Genomic DNA, 16,813 nt, shown 5'->3' on the forward strand with positions numbered 1-16,813 from the left:
TATTTCGTACACAGCTTCTATGTAGAGCCAAAAGATCCAAGCATCGTGGCTGCGACATGCAACTATGGACTGGAATTCTGTACGGCACTGCATAAAGAAAATCTGTTTGCGACCCAGTTCCACCCGGAAAAAAGCCATACCGCAGGTTTACAACTGCTGAAAAACTTCGTGGAATGGAATATCTAATCCTATCCATGTTTAAAAAAAACCCGCTTGAAGCGGGTTTTTTATTGCCCAATATTTAATCTTTTATTTTTTAATAAATTACTATATCATTCATTTACTTATAAAAATCTTAATGATAAAAACAAGGAAATAACAATGAGTAATTTAAATGATTCTGCTTTAAATGCAGGGGGACGTTTTGGGCGTCGTTCATATCTGGCCTGGAATATGCTAATGGGCTTTTGTTTAATGCTTGTCGGTATTTTAGCTGCTGTCATTCTACCAGGCGCAAATCCATTTCTGAGTCCAGATGGCTCCTTGCCTATGCTATCACTGGTAGTCATGGGATTAATTTATATTGCAGTAATTTATTTCAGTATCATCTTTTTAATTCGTCGCCTGCATGACCGAAATCATAGCGGCTGGCTGTCTTTGCTGATGCTGGTACCTATCGCCAATATTTTATTTGCCTTGTATGCCCTGTTTGCTCCGGGTAACCGTGACAGCAGCCAGTTTGGCCACCCCCGTACCACACGTGGCTGGGAAAATGTACTGGCGATTCTTTATATTCTGCTGATTGTTTTGGGGATTGCAGCGGCCATGGCGGTTCCGTCTTATCAGGACTATGTCAATCGTGCAAAACAGGCAAATTTGCAACAGCAATAAGTTTAATCCAGTCAACTCAATTCAAAAGCCAGATCTAAAAATAAGTCTGGCTTTTCATCTTGATTTAAAAAAAAATTCCTTAAAAGCGCTTTAGACTGAATTTAAAAAGTCTTAAGCTGCATCTTCATACACGGACCCACACAGACTCGTCATGGATGCCCTTCATTCTCCAATTTTACCCACCAAAGAAGATATCGCCACACTTCCAAGATTTCAAAATATCTCCTTTGAAAAAATTATTGTAATTCAGAATCTTCAACAGGCAGAAGTAATACGTGAAGAACTTGAACAGGTACAAGTCTTTGGCTTTGACTCAGAATCCAAGCCCATATTTAAAGCCGGTGAACAGTCTACAGGACCGCATTTGATTCAGTTAGCTACCCGAGAAAGGGCGTATTTATTTCAAATGAATACGGAACTATGGCATTTTTTACAGCCGATATTTGCCAATCCCAATCAGATGAAAGCTGGCTTTGGCTTAAAAAATGACAAACATCTGTTCCGTAAAAAAGGTATTGAATTAAATGGGGTACTGGAACTCTCCAAATGCTTTGGTAGTTTTGGGTTCAAACAGGCTGTTGGGGTCAGAAATGCGATGGCACTTCTGTTCCAGGTCAATTTCCCAAAGTCCAAAAAGATCAGTACCTCTAACTGGGCCAGCAAGAAACTCTGCCCGGCACAAATTGATTATGCAGCAGCAGATGCTTATGCCTGTATTTTGATTCTGGAAGAACTTTGGCAACGGAAACTCCTAAGCCGAGAATTGAAACTTTCCTAAAGAAAATAATCATTGCTTCTGGATGTTCCTTAACACTGTTACTTGAGAAATTAAGCGCCGACCGATTGTAAGATTATGTAAACTATGTAACGCACCAAAATTTAGCAAATGAATAATCACTTTTCTAAAAACCCGAGTAAACTACTCAACTTTTTTACTATTCTTTTAATCGAACATTAAGCTAAACAATAAAAATGCACAAAAATAACACCACTCATCTTTTAGAAGCACCAAAACAACCAATATAATTCATTGTTTTTAATTACATTTTTTCACAAAATATAAAATTAATATCAATCCTTTGATAAACATGAATTTTACATAAAATTTTCCTGACTTATGATCAAAATTATGGTTCTAGGCTCTATAAATTTGGCAGATTTTTGCTAAAACATGATGTGCATAACAATTCTTTATCGTTAAGTGGTTCAAATTTCTAGAGGGTAAAAATCATGGCAAGTTTATTGGGCGGCGGTAAGTTCAATGGGGTATTCACACTGGCAGTGCAAGGTATTAGCAAAGCCGTAGGCTTCCTGACTAAGGCGGTTATTACCTTAGTTGATGAAGTGGTTGAAACAGTCAGTACCCTGACGGCACCTTTGACGGACGCACTGACACAATTACCTGTAGTTGGCGATACGCTAAAAACTGTCCTGGATACCAGTACAGGACTGTTAGCAGATGTGAGTCAAGGCGTGCATGCAGTATCAGACCAGCTATTACAGGGAGATTTATCTGGTGGTATAGACATACTGCTAAATGGAACTACAGACCTGGTCGGTCAAACTTTAGATGGCGTCTCTGATATCTTAGATAGCGTTTTAGATACTACGGCGCCGCTGACTGCTCCACTGCTTTCTTTGCCAGTCATCGGTGATGTGGTTGCATCAGTCGGGCAGACTACTTCTAACCTGAGTGGACTGATTTCAGAAACGGGTGATTATGTCGCTGGCATTCAGCCACTAGATCTGGTGAATGATGTACTCAGTAATCCGGTAGCGAGTGTGGGTGGTGTCCTGCAAGATGTCTCAGGCACTGTCGATGCACTGCTGGATGACCTTGCCCCAATTACTGATACGGCAGCAGATCTGCCAGTTATCGGCAGTATCGTCACAACGGTAGGCGCCACAGCAGGTGCAGTCAATGACGGTCTTTATGACCTGGGTACTCAGCTTGGTAAAGTAGGTCCACTGGATCTGGAACTTCAACTCGCATATGTTTAATTGAATTTCATCCATGCGGAATGATCAGCCTGATCAGATATAAAAATAACAATGAGCTGTACTCACTCACTCCAACCTGTCCATGACAGGTTTTTTTCATATGCGAGATTCAGTATTTAGATTTAGAAATCCGCCGTTTATTTGTTAAGATGGCAGCCATTCAAATTCAATCGACGATTAGGCCAGGAGCGAAAGCATGCTGATCATCCCTGCAATTGACCTGAAAGATGGCAAATGTGTCCGTTTAAAACAAGGTCGTATGGAAGACGATACTGTATTTTCTGATGATCCAGTGGCTACTGCGCAGCATTGGGTAAATGAAGGTGCGCGTCGTCTCCATCTGGTTGATCTGAACGGTGCTTTTGCAGGTACCCCGATTCATAAGCCAGTCGTAGAAGCGATTGCTAAAGCACAACCAAACTTACCGATTCAAATCGGTGGTGGTATTCGTTCACTGGAAACCATTGAGCATTACCTAGATGCAGGTGTGTCTTATGTGATCATTGGTACAAAAGCAGTGAAAGAGCCTGAGTTTGTTGAAGAAGCATGTAAAAAGTTCGCTGGTCATATCATTGTTGGGATTGATGCCATGAATGGCATGGTCGCAACGGATGGTTGGGCCAATGTGACTGACGTGAAAGCGACTGATCTGGCTAAACGTTTCGCCGATGCAGGCGTGTCCAGTATTGTCTATACCGACATCGCACGTGACGGCATGATGCAGGGTGTGAACATTGAGCAAACTGTGAACCTGGCAACTTACTCAGGTCTTCCAGTGATTGCGTCTGGTGGTGTCACTAATATCGATGATGTTCACGGCTTAAAAGGCCAACCAGGCATTCTTGGCGCAATTACTGGTCGTGCGATCTATGAAGGCACTTTAAATCTTCGTGAAGCACAAGCGGTTTTAGACGCTTAATCTGAAAGATTGATGTTGCTGTAAAAGAGGTCTTCGGGCCTCTTTTTGTTTTTACCTGAATACTGATCTCCCATGTCTACCTTATCCTCTGAATCCTCAATATGGAAAGCGAAGCTCCCTCAGCTTTCTCTGATTTTAATTACCATCATTTGGGGTACAACCTTTGTGGTGGTGAAATACGGACTGACCTTTGCCAGTCCCGTGCTTTTTGTAGCCTTGCGCTTTATGGCTGCTGCTATTGCCGTGACACTCATTTCCTGGAAATATCTCAAAGGCATGTCCGCTTTTGAAGTTTTTGCTGGTGCGGTCATCGGATTGCTCATTGCACTGGGCTATGGTACGCAAACAGTTGGACTACAAACGATTAGCAGTAGTGAATCGGCTTTTTTAACCGCACTGTATGTGCCTCTTGTGCCTATCTTGCTATGGCTGCTGTTTCGTAAAAAACCACATGTCATGACATGGATTGGGGCAGCCCTCGCCTTTTTAGGTCTGGTCTTCTTAACAGGAAATGGCTTTGGTGCGATTCAACTGAGTTTTGGACAGCTACTGACGATTTTGGGTTCGATTGCAATTGCACTTGAAATCATCTTTATCAGTTACTTTGCACCGAAGGTAAATACGCGCCACGTGACCGTGTTACAGCTGATTTTCGCATCACTGTTCTGCTTTATTATGGCAGCAATGCTCGGCGAACCTCAGCTACCGGAGTTCCATCCTCACCTTGCCATCATTTTAGTTGGCCTCGGTATAGCCAGCGCAGTGATTCAACTGGTCATGAACTGGGCACAGGAAATGGTTGATCCTTCTCAGGCTGCCATTATCTATGCAGGTGAGCCGATCTGGGCCAGTCTGTTTGGCCGACTCGCTGGAGAACGTTTACCTGCTCTGGCTTTATTGGGCGGATTAATGGTGGTACTGGGTGTAATTGCCAGTGAATGGAAACCGAAGTTTTTAAGAACAGAAAAAAGGGAAGAATTGAGGGAAGATCTTTCTTAGTTTTTCCCTCCCCCTAACCCTTTATGAATCTCCCTAAATCCCCCTTCAAAAAGGGGGATTTTTTTATATTTATATTCAATTTTAGAAAGATACCATTTTGCCCGGATTGACCAAAGCACTTAAATCATAGGCCGTTTTCGCCATTAGAATCACCACCGGTGCAAGTACTCGACCAAATAGAATATCTTGATGCTGGATACTGGTTAACATATTAAAGTCATCGGCTTTGTCACAGAAGTCATTCGCAATCGCTTTACCAATACGCACAGTTTGCGCTACGCCATGACCACTCCAACCTTGTACTGCATAGATTGGAAATTTATCACCAAACTTGCGGCTGTCGGCTGCGCCATTCATGGTCAGATCAGTTGTACCACTCCAGACAAAATCCAGTTCGACCTGTTTTAACTGCGGGAAGACATGCTGAATAGTGCCTACTTCATTCGGATATTCTGCTGCCAAAAATCATAGAGCTATAAAAAAGAGCAGCGATATGCTGCTCTTTCCAGATCCCAATTTGATTTATCGATACATCGGCAGATTATCATTCAAACGCATAATTCCGCGAATTGCCCGATAGACAATCCAGATCCAGGCCAAGCCAATCACAATCAGGCAGAAAGTGGTGGCACCAAATGCTACACCTGCAAACAGATCCGGATCTTCACCGGTAAAGAACAGGAAGAAAAATGGAACAAAGGCAACGATATTCCAGAACAGATACCACCAGAAGGTGCGGATCTGCCAGGTAAAATGGCTCTCGAAAATTGTGCCGCGAACCGAACTGCGTTTCACATAGTTAATTACCAGCGCAATGACAGCAAGCAGGCCACCGGTAAAGATCGCCACAATATAAAGAATATATAGAATAAGAGTCAGTGTGCGGTTAGGGTCCTTGTCAATCGAATAGTTCATACCCTCTCCTTTTTATCAATTTCCCTTAAATATTTAAGCCGTTTAAAGGGGAAATAAGCCATAGAATCAAAATGATGTTAAAGGCTATGGTACAAAAATAAATCTGACGGAATGGTTGTTTTTGTGTTTTATGTCTCAGTTTTTGTTGGGCCAGCCAAGCTGCCGGCCACCCTCCCAGAAACGCCACCAGATGCAGCGCATTTTCAGGAATACGGCGATTACCGAGTTGGGCTGCTTCCTTGTCTTGCGCATAAAGCCAGTAACTCAGCACATTCATCAGGCTGATCAGCAACACTATCATCCCACTTAACAGGCCACTGAAACTGAGTACCACAAGCGCCAGAATATATCCCACACAGAGGATTTGCATCGGCTGCAACTTTTCTTTTTTATTCTTTATGACTGTTTTCTGTTTAGCCGTCAAAGCCTTGATCTGGGCAGCTTTGAGATAAGTCACCTGCTGAGCACGATAACGGCCCTGATCATCCAGAATCACGGCATAATCCAAGGCACAACCAACAATCGGGCGCGGACCAGGGCGCGCAAAGTCCTTAATGTGCAGAAACACACGTTCCTTGCCGGCATCATTTGGCTGAATAAAACCATAGCCTTTTTCATCAAACCATTCCACCAAACGCCCTTGATCACGCATATTGTTGTTCCTGTTGGTTAAGCGGTAACAAACTTAAGTCGTTCGATCAACATATTACGCATTTCTTCCGGATTCTTTTGCAGAATATCGTTTCCGGTACGGCCTTGAGCCGCATTTTTCTGTGCCACTTGTAAACGCATCATCCAGAAACGACCGGCTGCCATCGCCAGGTAAAGCTGCAGACAGGCTTTTTCATCCTCAGTCAAGGGACGGATACTTTCATAAGCCTTTAGAAAAGCAACCGCACGTTCTTCATTCAAGGTCACTGCGGGATAATCTGTGCAGAAGTCATTTAAGGTAATGGCAATATCAAACAGCAGCTCATCTTTATTCAATTCATAAAAATCCAGAATGCCATTGAGCTGATCTCCCTCAAACAGGGTATTGTCACGGAACAGATCTGAGTGAATAAAGCCACGTGGGCGATCAGTATAAACGGCTGTCAATGCCTCATACAGGCCGAGCAACTTACCCAACAGGACATTATCAGCAGCATTCAGGGTTGGCTTGATTTCCTGCGCCACGGCATACCAGTAGGCATGATCACGTACGAATTCGCGTTCCAGTTTAAAATCTTTTAGTGCTACATGCATTTTTGCCTGCGCAATGGCAATGGCTTCGGCCTGAGCCTTAGTCGCTGGCATAGGATGTTCGCCTAGCATCCGTGGCGCGATCTGGGCTGGCTTACCCTTGATGCTATGAATGGCCTTGCCTGAATGCGATAATGGGACGGGCACAGCCACCCCTGCCTGTCCCAGATGCTTAAGTACGGGAACCAGTTCACCAGCAGCCTGTTCATCCATGTCCTCGAACACAGTCAATACATATTGCTGGTCTTCACAGATCAGAAAGTAGTTGGTGTTCTGGATACCTCCTTGAATGGGAATCAGATCAATCGCTTTGAGACCATAAGGCGCTGCAAAATCCTGAACTTCCTTTAAAGTCAAAGTGGTATAAACCGACATAGAAAACCTGCGAAAAAACTTACATATTTTTGCTAGAATACCGTTTCCATCTGCCAAGGTGTAGCGCTTGCGTGGGTGAGTTTCATAATCGGCTGTAATAATTGGAAAAATTTATGCTAGCTAAACGTATTATTCCTTGCCTCGACGTTGATAATGGTCGTGTGGTCAAGGGGGTTCAGTTCCTTGATATTCGTGATGCGGGCGACCCGGTCGAAGTGGCGCGTCGCTATAATGAACAAGGTGCCGATGAAATTACTTTCCTTGATATTACCGCTACACATCATGGACGTGACACGACTTATCGTACTGTAGAGCGCATGGCCGAATCTGTATTCGTACCGTTAACTGTAGGTGGTGGTGTCCGTAAAGTTGAAGATATCCGTTTACTGTTAAATGCTGGCGCGGATAAAGTCAGCATTAACTCAGCAGCGATTTATAATCCTGAATTCGTCCAGGAGGCTTCTCAGCGTTTTGGTGCACAATGTATCGTGGTTGCTATTGATGCCAAGAAAACCGGCGAGAATAAATGGGAAATCTTTACTCACGGTGGCCGCAAGGAAACGGGTATTGATGCGATTGAATGGGCCGTGAAAATGGCGGACTACGGCGCCGGTGAACTCTTAGTGACCTCAATGGATGCTGATGGTACCAAAGCGGGCTATGACCTGGCACTCATGCGTACCATTAATGACCGTGTTAACATTCCAACAATTGCTTCTGGTGGTGTCGGCAACCTGCAACATCTGGCGGACGGGATTTTAAAAGGGGGCGCAGATGCTGTACTTGCAGCCTCAATCTTCCACTTCGGCCAGCATACCATTCCAGAAGCAAAAGCCTATCTGGCAGCGCAAGGCATTGAAATGCGTCTTTAATTCTTTTTAGAGACAAGATCTGAAAAAGGCATGTTAATCATGCCTTTTTATTACTTGAAAATTTAAGCACATGAATTAGGGACAAAAAAAAGGAGTCTTGCGACTCCCTATAAAACCAAGAATAGACTACAGCGCTTGGTGTCAATATAACCAGTAAAATCTAACCATAACTCAAGTATTCATAACAACCTGTCAGCGTTAGGCTATATCGCTGACAGGTGTAAATATAGGTCAAAAAACACCCCGAATATTGACAATTTAAGCAGGATTTATTGACAAATCACGACAAAAATAGCGTGCAAATGCATTTTATTTCCTTATCTAAAACTTCTAGGTTTCTTTTAAGGATTTAAGGCTCTATTTTTCTCAACCCATTTGGCTGGAAAGATTTGCTGAATACTGCTGCTCAGGGCTTGAGAAACCGGTTTGGGTAGATAAATGCCGAGTGGATTTTGTTCCTGTAATTCAGGCGATGAAATCACCCGTGTCCCCATAACGTAGTCGAACCATGGCCGGGTTACACACCAGTTGGCATCCTGATTACTATTCATATGATGGTCATAATGCCAGGGAATTTTTCGCTTGGCCCATTCTGGTTCCAGATGTGCCCGACGATGCACATAATAATAATTGCAGGCACTATAAAACACTGCGAGCGACATTCCTTTTGAAACCGGATAAAAGACCAGGCCAAATACACTGGCAACAACAACCAGAGATCCAATTTCATTACGGGTACGCCAGTTCTGCCAGCCTTCTACATAGCCATGATCAGAGAATGCTGTCTTACGCACTTCCCGATGATGCTCCCAGTGTGAACGCATGCTCTGCGGTACTAGACTGTAGCGAGCCTGACCTTTGCGAGGTATACCATGCAGAATATATTTATGCGCAAACCATTCAAAACCATTGGCAATTACCAGTCCTGCCAGAAAACCTTTTAGCATTGTCTGTCCCTCCTTTTTATTTACTATAGGTGAGCTAAAAGGCTAGATATTGACCACAAAATTCAATATGATTGACAAAACACGACAAAAAGAATTAAAAAATGCACAGCATACAGGACGATGCAGGCACGGTTTATGGAGGTCTGGGACATTTGTTGCTGGAGTTCTATCTATCCAAACAACTCCCCATTCCAGAAAAACTGCTCGCTATACAGGACGTTGAACGCTTTGAATTTGTCATCTGGCGTGAGTTGCTCATGCAATTACAGCAAAAGTTGCAGACTCCTGCCTTAGGCTTGGAAATTGCTAATTTCGTACAACCCCGACATCTCGGCATTATTGCCTATCTGGCGCTGTCCTGTGAAACCTTGGGCGAAGCCATGATGCGCTATCATGACTATCATCGTCTGGTCTATGACGGCAGTCCTTTAGAAGTCCGGGTCGAAAATGACTACCTGTCAATTGCCTGGGTCGATGTTCCTCTAAATCTGGCGACTCAATTGACTGATGAAGTCGCCATGGCATTGATGCTGAAATTTGTACGTTCGCTGACGGCTACCGATGATATTCACTTACATGAAGTCCATTTCCGCCAGCCGACCAACAAGTATCTCAATCTCTATGAACAGTACTTCCGGTGCAAGGTTCGTTTTGATCAGCCAAAGAGTGTGATTTTTATGCATGTTTCTGAACTGGCAAAACCATTACGTCAAGGGGACCAGACGCTACAGAAGCTGTTAAAACAACAGGCAGAAGCCTTATTGGAAAAACTGCCGAATACTTCACAGATAGATCATCGGATTCAGCAGGCGATCCTGACCGGACTGCAAAAAAACATGTTTCAGATTGAGCATATTGCCCGTCAGTTACACTGGTCGGTTCGGCAGTTGCAGCGTCATTTGCAAAAACAGGGCAAGACCTATCAGCAGCGAATGCAGGAAATCCGTTTTATGCTGGCCCAGCAATATTTGACCGATGAAAATCTAAGCCTGCACGAGATTTCCCTGTTATTGGGTTATTCAGAACAAAGTGCCTTCCAGCGTGCCTTTAAGCAGTGGACCCGCCAGACGCCGCAACAGTGGCGCTCAGACTATCTGAAAAACAAAACACAGGAGAAATTTTTAGATTATCCGATGCAGGCCAACCTCAATACCCAATATCAAATTTAGATTTTTGAATAAATACAATAAAGATAATTCAAGAGAAATAAACTTTTAAACCTGAATAAAAAAAGCTCATAGTAATCCTGAGCTTTTTCTGTTTCGCATCGAAGAGTCATGAAATTTTAAAAAATGACCCATTATAAAAATGGATTATCAATTTCCTGAGCGTCATCACGCTGGATCTTGTCAGGCAGATCCGGAGTATTTTCCAGTTGCTGCACCACATCATTGAGCAGCGCCTGCAAGGCCTTGGCTGCTTTCAGCCCGGCCTGATCCTTGGTTAACTGCAAGTTTCCATAGAGGCTGACACAGTCCACATCATTTTCAATGGTCAGGTCATGAATCGCATGTGATTCGGTGCCGTTTTCATAAGGTTTAAACATTTTTTTCTGTCGCTTCCTTGTTGTTTTCTAATTGTACCGGACAGATTTATGCTACCTAAATCCTGTCTGGCACAACAGAATTATTTTAACAGCTGCAAAATGAACTGTAGCACTGCTTCCAGCAACTGCTTGATCAATGCACCTTGCGGATCATTATTGTCTGCTGCGTCACTAGTGGAACCCTCAGATGTTGAAGTATTCCCGCTCACAGACGTACGACCTCCACCAGAACGTTTGAATTCCTCTTGTAATACTTCCAGGTCACTCTTGGATACATCTTCGGCACACTGGCTTTCTGCATCCCAGTTTGCATAGGTGATAGGCTTATTGGCCTTCACCTCGCTGGCTTTCAAAGGCAGCTTATAGGTATTACGTTTCTGTTCTTCAGTCAGTTGCGGGAAGATGTTGATATTAACCAGTTCTTCCAAGGCACAGACGCTGATGATCTGGACTTTTGGTGCCGGATTTTTTAGGTTGTTATCCACATAATACACCCCGGCTGCACCAGTTTTCGGCATATATACCGCTTTATAGGTCGCATTCGGTACGATTACACCTTTGCCAATCGTCTCCAGCTTTTTCGCGCTATAAACCGGTCCCGTAACCACATAGACATCCTGTTTCTGTTTGGTCACCACCGCACGAGTGGCTTCTTCCAGTTCACGCCACGCTTGCTGATTGTTCTTCGGGGCTTGCGGTACCATATTGGCTAAGGAAAAACTGTCAAACTGTGCCTGCTTGGTTGGCATATCGGCATTTGGCGCCATATGTCCACGGTCATAGCCAGTACCGCGGTAATCTGCCAGAGTTGCACGATGCGCCGAACTGACACGTTCTTCCTCATGGAAGCTGTCTTCACGCGGAATCTTTTGACTCAGGCGAGATGGCGTCAGTAGTTCTGCCACCCATAATGGTGTTTTGGAGACACCAGAATACATGACATTAAAGCCGTTAAAGCACAGTGCATAGCTGTTCTTTTTTAAGCTGTCCTTCATTAAATAAGGTGGCACATCCCGGTAAAACTGATCCAGACAGGCAGAATTTGATGGTGAAGACAGCGATACCCACTGGCTGATTTTTTCTTGACCAAAGGCAATCGCAAAACTACCCGATGCCACCACACCCAGGATAATTTTTACAGTATTTTCGTTAAGAAACTGAAAGACAGGATTTTTTTTGGTACGTTGCTTCTTGGCCATGATTACAGCTACTTTAGAACATCTACAGCGGTGTTGCCGAGCTTAACAAGCCCTTTAAGCCGTGTATATCGTGACTTTTCCAATCGATTAACAAATAAGCAATATGTAAATAAACATCCATTAAGTATGTAACAGCCTGTCGGTTTTTTACGGATACTTAGACTAGATTTCAACCCATTTATGTAGCTTTCCTTGCTGCCCAGTCTTTAATTATGCAATTGTAAGAACCTCTAATTCCTCGAAGAAATATACGAAGGAGCATTGTGATGTTATCGCTGAAGAAAAACTCCCATACTTGCAAAATTCATTATTCAAAGTTACTGGCTCTAGGTGTATTTACCAGTGTAATGAGCCTGAGTGCATTGGCTGAACCACGGGTACAGCCGGGCGAAACATTAGAAAGCCTGTCCAAGGCACGAATTAGCACCACTGTAAACGGTCAGAATGCTTCTCTGGAAAATCTGGTCAATTCTGGTCAGATTCGTTTAGTGCAGCCAAGTCAGGCACCTGCTATGCAAAGTAATCCGTCGTCTGGCATGCAATCTGGTCAGCCGGGCATGTCTCAGGCTCCGGGTATGATGCGCCATTCTCAAGATCCTGCCATGATGCGACAAGGTGCAACTCCAGACATGCAGCAGCCCAACGATCCCCGTACTCTGCCTGAGATGCAGCAAGATTCCCCAATGACACCAGCAGGCTCTACTGCTCCAGGTGTAACTACTCCATAACGGGTCTGAAACAGATATTAAAAAACCAGAGCTGAACTCTGGTTTTTTTCATTTTGAGTATTGTTGCTAGATTTCGATCTGGCTACCAAGTTCCACCACCCGGTTAGTTGGAATCTGATAGAAATCACTCACCGGACTGGTATTACGTTGCATTGAGATAAACAGTTTTTCACGCCATGGTGACATGCCTTCTCCGATCGCATGAATTACCCTGTCACGAGAGATAAAGAAACTGATCTGCATCAGATCATAGTCAAAGCCCCATTCCGTGTAGGCTTGCTTGACCGCCCGTGGAATATCAGGCTGATCCTTGAAACCGAAATAGGCATAAATCCGGTAAAAATGCTCATTCAGCTTTTCAACTTCTACCCGATCGTCCTCTCCCACAAAGGGAATATCCCGGGTAATCACCGTAACCATGATATTACGTTGATGCAGTACCTTGTTATGCTTGATGTTATGCAGCATGGCATGTGGTACGACATCCGGAGTTCCGGTCAGGAAAATGGCATCTCCCGGCACAAACTGGGTCCCGCCACCGGTAGACACACTCTTGATAAATAGCTCAATTGGCAAGGTATTTTGCTGCATACGTTTGAGTAACAGTTCGCGGCCATCTTTCCAGGTCATGAGTATCGTAAACAGTACGGCACCCAGCATGATTGGCACCCAGCCACCGGAATAGATTTTCAGTGAAGTAGAAGCGACAAAAATCAGATCAAGCACCAGAAAAGGTGCGGCAAACAACAGCACTTTCCAGATTGGCCAGCGCCAGAAACCATAAGCCAAAATAGAGATCAAGATTGTGCCACAGAGCATAGTCATGGTTACTGCCACCCCATAGGCGCTGGCAAGTCTCGCACTGTTCTCAAATAACAAAATCAGAATCACGACTGAAATAAACAGCATCCAGTTAATAAATGGCAGATAAATCTGACCACGTTCTTCAGCTGAAGTGTGTTTCACGCTCAAACGTGGTAAATAACGTAGCTGAATTGCCTGATTGACCATCGAGAATACTCCGGTAATCACGGCTTGTGAGGCAATGACCGCAGCAGCCGTTGCCAGACCAATCATTGGATACAGGCTCCATTCTGGCAGCAGCATATAGAATGGATTAGCCAAAGCTTCTGGACTACGTAGCAGAAGCGCACCCTGCCCTGCATAATTGAGTAACAGACATGGCAAGACAATAATGAACCAGGCCAGACGAATTGGCAGGCGACCAAAATGTCCCATATCTGCATAAATCGCTTCGCCTCCGGTCATGGTCAGAATCACTGCGCCCATGGTCAGGAAAGCCACATAAGGTTGATCTACCACAAAATGATAAGCCCAATAAGGGTTAATCATATGCAGGACTGTCGGCGTCTGGATGATACTCCATAGACCAAAGCCACCAATCGACAGGAACCACAGTAAAGTCAGTGGACCAAAAAATTTACCCATGGTCCCGGTACCATGACGCTGTACCAGAAACAGGCCGGCAATGATTCCAATGGATAAAGGCTCCAGCCATTTATTAAACACTGGCGTAGCAATACTCAATCCTTCAATGGCAGAGAGTACAGAAATCGCAGGTGTAATAATCCCATCACCAAAGAACAATGAAGCACCAATAAAGCCTAAAGCAATCAGGTAAATCTTTTTCTTATCCGAGATCAGTGTGGTTCGCAGGTTGAGGGCCAGCAGTGACATGATGCCGCCCTCACCATTGTTGTCAGCACGCATGATGATGGTGACGTATTTAAAACTCACCGTCAGCATGATGCACCAGAAGATCAGGGAGAGAATGCCCAGTACCGAGGCTTCGCTGATGGCAAGATGCGAGGTCAGGAAACATTGGCGTAGTGCGTAGAGAGGACTGGTACCAATATCACCAAAAACGACCCCAAGCGCAGCCAGCGTAATGACTGGTAAAGCTGCTTTTTGTGCAGTACTTTGCATATATTGTCTTCGTTTTAGAAAGCATTTTTGCGAATCATAGCACTGCCTCCAAACTTTTTCTGCAAATCAATTGTTTCAAGCTTGGCAGACTGGTTTTTTTTCTATATCATCCACCGCCATGGTGAGGTGTCCGAGTGGCTGAAGGAGCACGCCTGGAAAGTGTGTATACGTTTATAGCGTATCGAGGGTTCGAATCCCTCTCTCACCGCCAAATATCATTCCCACGATGTCTTATGGGATCTTAAAAGACTTAAACCCCAAAGGTTTAGGTCTTTTTTTTGTCTTATTTTATCTCACAATATCTATTGAAATCCTGTTCTAGTTGGGGGTATAACTGGGGGTACATATTTATCCCCCAATTTTTATACCCCCAATTTCTGTGGAACTTCAAAATGCTTACCGATGCAAAAGTACGAAAGCTTAAACCCCTAGAAAAAAAAGCTCGTTATTCAGATGAGAAAGGTATGTACTTGGAAGTCACACCATCGGGCGGTATGTATTGGCGAATGAAGTTTCGCTTTAATGGTAAAGAAAATATTTTCAGTATCGGTACCTATCCTGAAACCTCACTGGCTCAAGCTAGAAGAATTCGAGATGAAGCGCGGTTAAAGCTAAAAGATGGGATTAACCCCAATGAAGCGAAAAAGCAAAAGAAACAGCAAGCCGATGAAAATATGCTTTTCAAAGCCCTTGCTATGGAATGGATGGAAGACCGTAAGGCAGTTATTAAAGAAAATACCTATTTACGTGATTTATCCGTATTTGAAAAAGACCTTTTCCCAACTTTAGGTAATATGCCTATTGATCAAATCAAAGGTAAAGATGTGCTTGCCTGTGCCAAAAAAATCGAAGAACGAGGCGCACAGGAAATGGCGAAACGCTCCATACCTTTAGCAGGTCGTATTTTCCGTTTTGCGATTCGTAAGGGTCTTATTGAGAATGATCCGACACCTCACCTTCAAGAGGCTTTAAAACCTCGTAAAGTGAAGCATATGGCACGTTTAGACATTTCTGAGTTTCCACCCTTCCTTGAGCGAATGGATCGCTATCACGGCAATCCAATGATTAAAACAGCCATTCAACTAATGACGCTGACTTTTGTACGCACAGCTGAACTCAGAATGATGGAGTGGAGTGAGATTGATTTTGATACTCATTTATGGCGCATACCTGCTGAGAAAATGAAAATGGCTCAGCCTCACATCGTTCCATTATCCAAACAGGCAATTGCGTTAATTGAAGGGTTACGACCTCTCACAGGTAATAAGCAATACGTTTTCTATAACCACAGTACTGCTAAACCTATGAGCAGTAATGCTCTACTCTGTGTGATCCGCACAATGGGCTACAATGGTAAAATGACTGGTCATGGGTTCCGCGGACTTGCGTCAACGACACTTCATGAGCAAGGTTATATGCATGATGCAATTGAAATTCAGTTAGCACATCGAGTCGGTAATGCCGTATCTCAAGCTTATAACCATGCTCAACACTTAGAATATCGAATCAAGATGATGCAAGAATGGTCTGATTTTATTGATAGTTTGAGAAATAAAATTGTGCCATTTCCTAAGCATAAACGCGCCTAAGTTAAAAGTTTTGTTTTAAAAATAAGCCCTCTTTAGAAATTACTTGTATAAAAATGTAGGATATCCTACAATAATCAATGTTAAAAATCTAAATAGAGAACTTTATTAATGGTAAAAACTAGAACTGAAATCAACCAAGAAAGTAATGAACGCCGTGGAATAGTAAATAAAGCATTTAAGTTACATCAAAACACTGTTGATGCGATTCGTAGCCTAGCTGAAGATTCAGAAAAATCACAGGCTCAACTTATAACCAATGCCTTTGATGGATTTTATACTCCACTGCCTGCGGGTTATGAAAATGAAAATGGCGAATACATCTCATCTGATATTTATATTTATCATCCCTATGGATTAGAAACATGGCTCACTATTACTAATGTGAGAGATGAGTATGATGAAGAGATTGAAATTGATATCGATGAAATTAACTTTGAGGACATGGTTAATCATTTCATTAGCCAGCATTTACCTGGGCTTCACATCAATCAAATTAAAATTTTCTATACGCCAGTACTTGGCTCAGGTGAATTTTATAGACCAAACTTCTCTAAGCTAAAGCAGGAAATGTACAAAGATTCGGTATCATTGTTTTTTGATCTTTTCCATGAGATGCCAACGTTATTTAGATACAAGAATCTTCAAATGGTACCAATGATTGAAGGTTCTAAAGAATATGAAAAACTAACTAAACTTTATTAAT

18 protein-coding genes, 1 tRNA gene and 1 pseudogene are annotated in these 16,813 nt (G+C 43.4%); 12 read left to right on the forward strand and 8 right to left on the reverse strand.

Translation table 11 applies throughout. From position 1 onward, the window contains the following. The 6 genes from B3D47_RS14600 to B3D47_RS14625 form a co-directional block, all read left to right on the forward strand. Positions 1-186 (forward strand): glutamine amidotransferase-related protein (locus B3D47_RS14600; protein WP_414631725.1); only part of this gene is annotated, 186 nt, incomplete at its 5' end. Between the two features lie 135 nt (positions 187-321). Continuing rightward, positions 322-831: a DUF805 domain-containing protein gene (locus B3D47_RS14605; RefSeq protein WP_286862764.1), complete on the forward strand. Its 510-nt coding sequence runs from the start codon at positions 322-324 to the stop codon at positions 829-831. 151 nt (positions 832-982) lie between these two features. Continuing rightward, positions 983-1,609, forward strand: a complete 627-nt coding sequence (locus B3D47_RS14610; RefSeq protein ID WP_248603792.1) for a 3'-5' exonuclease domain-containing protein 2 — start codon at positions 983-985, stop codon at positions 1,607-1,609. 452 nt (positions 1,610-2,061) lie between these two features. After that, positions 2,062-2,832, forward strand: coding sequence for a hypothetical protein (locus B3D47_RS14615; protein WP_286862766.1), 771 nt, complete (start codon positions 2,062-2,064; stop codon positions 2,830-2,832). A 196-nt stretch (positions 2,833-3,028) separates the two neighbouring features. Then, positions 3,029-3,751: a 1-(5-phosphoribosyl)-5-[(5-phosphoribosylamino)methylideneamino]imidazole-4-carboxamide isomerase gene (hisA, locus tag B3D47_RS14620; RefSeq protein ID WP_163168812.1), complete on the forward strand. Its 723-nt coding sequence runs from the start codon at positions 3,029-3,031 to the stop codon at positions 3,749-3,751. A gap of 72 nt (positions 3,752-3,823) precedes the next feature. Continuing rightward, positions 3,824-4,750, forward strand: a complete 927-nt coding sequence (locus B3D47_RS14625) for a DMT family transporter (protein WP_286862769.1) — start codon at positions 3,824-3,826, stop codon at positions 4,748-4,750. A gap of 81 nt (positions 4,751-4,831) precedes the next feature. On the opposite strand, the pseudogene B3D47_RS14630 reads toward B3D47_RS14625, so the two are convergent. The 4 genes and pseudogenes from B3D47_RS14630 to B3D47_RS14645 form a co-directional block, all read right to left on the reverse strand. Further along, positions 4,832-5,179 (reverse strand): annotated as a pseudogene (locus B3D47_RS14630) (FAD-binding oxidoreductase); the annotation flags it as partial. Between the two features lie 93 nt (positions 5,180-5,272). Further along, on the reverse strand, positions 5,273-5,665 hold the full coding sequence (locus B3D47_RS14635; protein WP_004813645.1) for a DUF4870 family protein: 393 nt from the start codon (positions 5,663-5,665) through the stop codon (positions 5,273-5,275). 25 nt (positions 5,666-5,690) lie between these two features. Further along, positions 5,691-6,317 carry a DUF1294 domain-containing protein gene (locus B3D47_RS14640; RefSeq protein ID WP_286862771.1) on the reverse strand — a complete coding sequence of 209 codons (627 nt, stop codon included), beginning with the start codon at positions 6,315-6,317 and terminating at the stop codon, positions 5,691-5,693. 17 nt (positions 6,318-6,334) lie between these two features. Continuing rightward, positions 6,335-7,282, reverse strand: a complete 948-nt coding sequence (locus tag B3D47_RS14645) for a homoserine kinase (protein ID WP_286862773.1) — start codon at positions 7,280-7,282, stop codon at positions 6,335-6,337. Positions 7,283-7,395: 113 nt separating this feature from the next. Here B3D47_RS14645 and hisF point away from each other — a divergent pair, with 113 nt between their 5' ends. Then, the gene (hisF, locus tag B3D47_RS14650) at positions 7,396-8,154 is read left to right on the forward strand and encodes an imidazole glycerol phosphate synthase subunit HisF (RefSeq protein ID WP_004813648.1); all 759 of its coding nucleotides are present in this window, start codon (positions 7,396-7,398) and stop codon (positions 8,152-8,154) included. 341 nt (positions 8,155-8,495) lie between these two features. On the opposite strand, the gene B3D47_RS14655 is transcribed toward hisF, so the two are convergent. Continuing rightward, positions 8,496-9,101, reverse strand: a complete 606-nt coding sequence (locus tag B3D47_RS14655; protein ID WP_286862775.1) for a hypothetical protein — start codon at positions 9,099-9,101, stop codon at positions 8,496-8,498. 101 nt (positions 9,102-9,202) lie between these two features. Between B3D47_RS14655 and B3D47_RS14660 the strand changes: the two genes are divergently transcribed. After that, positions 9,203-10,270 (forward strand): AraC family transcriptional regulator, encoded by a 1,068-nt coding sequence (locus B3D47_RS14660; protein WP_248603797.1) that lies wholly within the window; start codon positions 9,203-9,205, stop codon positions 10,268-10,270. 131 nt (positions 10,271-10,401) lie between these two features. On the opposite strand, the gene B3D47_RS14665 is transcribed toward B3D47_RS14660, so the two are convergent. Further along, the gene (locus tag B3D47_RS14665) at positions 10,402-10,647 is read right to left on the reverse strand and encodes a hypothetical protein (protein WP_004813651.1); all 246 of its coding nucleotides are present in this window, start codon (positions 10,645-10,647) and stop codon (positions 10,402-10,404) included. Positions 10,648-10,727: 80 nt separating this feature from the next. After that, positions 10,728-11,846: a DNA/RNA non-specific endonuclease gene (locus tag B3D47_RS14670; protein WP_286862777.1), complete on the reverse strand. Its 1,119-nt coding sequence runs from the start codon at positions 11,844-11,846 to the stop codon at positions 10,728-10,730. Between the two features lie 266 nt (positions 11,847-12,112). On the opposite strand from B3D47_RS14670, the gene B3D47_RS14675 reads away from it, so the two are divergent. Then, positions 12,113-12,574, forward strand: coding sequence for a hypothetical protein (locus tag B3D47_RS14675; RefSeq protein WP_278363409.1), 462 nt, complete (start codon positions 12,113-12,115; stop codon positions 12,572-12,574). Positions 12,575-12,640: 66 nt separating this feature from the next. On the opposite strand, the gene B3D47_RS14680 is transcribed toward B3D47_RS14675, so the two are convergent. Next, entirely contained in the window at positions 12,641-14,521 is a 1,881-nt protein-coding gene (locus B3D47_RS14680; protein ID WP_286862779.1) for a potassium transporter Kup, read from the reverse strand. A 120-nt stretch (positions 14,522-14,641) separates the two neighbouring features. Between B3D47_RS14680 and B3D47_RS14685 the strand changes: the two genes are divergently transcribed. From B3D47_RS14685 to B3D47_RS14695, 3 genes are all read left to right on the forward strand, one after another. Then, a tRNA-Ser gene (locus B3D47_RS14685) sits at positions 14,642-14,732 on the forward strand. 181 nt (positions 14,733-14,913) lie between these two features. Next, positions 14,914-16,110, forward strand: a complete 1,197-nt coding sequence (locus B3D47_RS14690) for a tyrosine-type recombinase/integrase (protein WP_286862781.1) — start codon at positions 14,914-14,916, stop codon at positions 16,108-16,110. Positions 16,111-16,218: 108 nt separating this feature from the next. Beyond that, positions 16,219-16,812: a hypothetical protein gene (locus B3D47_RS14695; protein ID WP_034669821.1), complete on the forward strand. Its 594-nt coding sequence runs from the start codon at positions 16,219-16,221 to the stop codon at positions 16,810-16,812. Position 16,813: the final 1 nt, after the last annotated feature.

It is taken from the genome of Acinetobacter sp. UBA3461 (assembly GCF_002381195.1).
Lineage (GTDB): Bacteria > Pseudomonadota > Gammaproteobacteria > Pseudomonadales > Moraxellaceae > Acinetobacter > Acinetobacter schindleri.

Excerpts from the sequence above, each read along its gene's own strand:
- B3D47_RS14605 (WP_286862764.1), top strand. The coding sequence starts at position 322 with ATGAGTAATTTAAATGATTCTGCTTTAAATGCAGGGGGACGTTTTGGG.
- B3D47_RS14610 (WP_248603792.1), top strand. The coding sequence starts at position 983 with ATGGATGCCCTTCATTCTCCAATTTTACCCACCAAAGAAGATATCGCC.
- B3D47_RS14615 (WP_286862766.1), top strand. The coding sequence starts at position 2,062 with ATGGCAAGTTTATTGGGCGGCGGTAAGTTCAATGGGGTATTCACACTG.
- hisA (WP_163168812.1), top strand. The coding sequence starts at position 3,029 with ATGCTGATCATCCCTGCAATTGACCTGAAAGATGGCAAATGTGTCCGT.
- B3D47_RS14625 (WP_286862769.1), top strand. The coding sequence starts at position 3,824 with ATGTCTACCTTATCCTCTGAATCCTCAATATGGAAAGCGAAGCTCCCT.
- B3D47_RS14635 (WP_004813645.1), bottom strand. The coding sequence starts at position 5,665 with ATGAACTATTCGATTGACAAGGACCCTAACCGCACACTGACTCTTATT.
- B3D47_RS14640 (WP_286862771.1), bottom strand. The coding sequence starts at position 6,317 with ATGCGTGATCAAGGGCGTTTGGTGGAATGGTTTGATGAAAAAGGCTAT.
- B3D47_RS14645 (WP_286862773.1), bottom strand. The coding sequence starts at position 7,282 with ATGTCGGTTTATACCACTTTGACTTTAAAGGAAGTTCAGGATTTTGCA.
- hisF (WP_004813648.1), top strand. The coding sequence starts at position 7,396 with ATGCTAGCTAAACGTATTATTCCTTGCCTCGACGTTGATAATGGTCGT.
- B3D47_RS14655 (WP_286862775.1), bottom strand. The coding sequence starts at position 9,101 with ATGCTAAAAGGTTTTCTGGCAGGACTGGTAATTGCCAATGGTTTTGAA.
- B3D47_RS14660 (WP_248603797.1), top strand. The coding sequence starts at position 9,203 with ATGCACAGCATACAGGACGATGCAGGCACGGTTTATGGAGGTCTGGGA.
- B3D47_RS14665 (WP_004813651.1), bottom strand. The coding sequence starts at position 10,647 with ATGTTTAAACCTTATGAAAACGGCACCGAATCACATGCGATTCATGAC.
- B3D47_RS14670 (WP_286862777.1), bottom strand. The coding sequence starts at position 11,846 with ATGGCCAAGAAGCAACGTACCAAAAAAAATCCTGTCTTTCAGTTTCTT.
- B3D47_RS14675 (WP_278363409.1), top strand. The coding sequence starts at position 12,113 with ATGTTATCGCTGAAGAAAAACTCCCATACTTGCAAAATTCATTATTCA.
- B3D47_RS14680 (WP_286862779.1), bottom strand. The coding sequence starts at position 14,521 with ATGCAAAGTACTGCACAAAAAGCAGCTTTACCAGTCATTACGCTGGCT.
- B3D47_RS14690 (WP_286862781.1), top strand. The coding sequence starts at position 14,914 with ATGCTTACCGATGCAAAAGTACGAAAGCTTAAACCCCTAGAAAAAAAA.
- B3D47_RS14695 (WP_034669821.1), top strand. The coding sequence starts at position 16,219 with ATGGTAAAAACTAGAACTGAAATCAACCAAGAAAGTAATGAACGCCGT.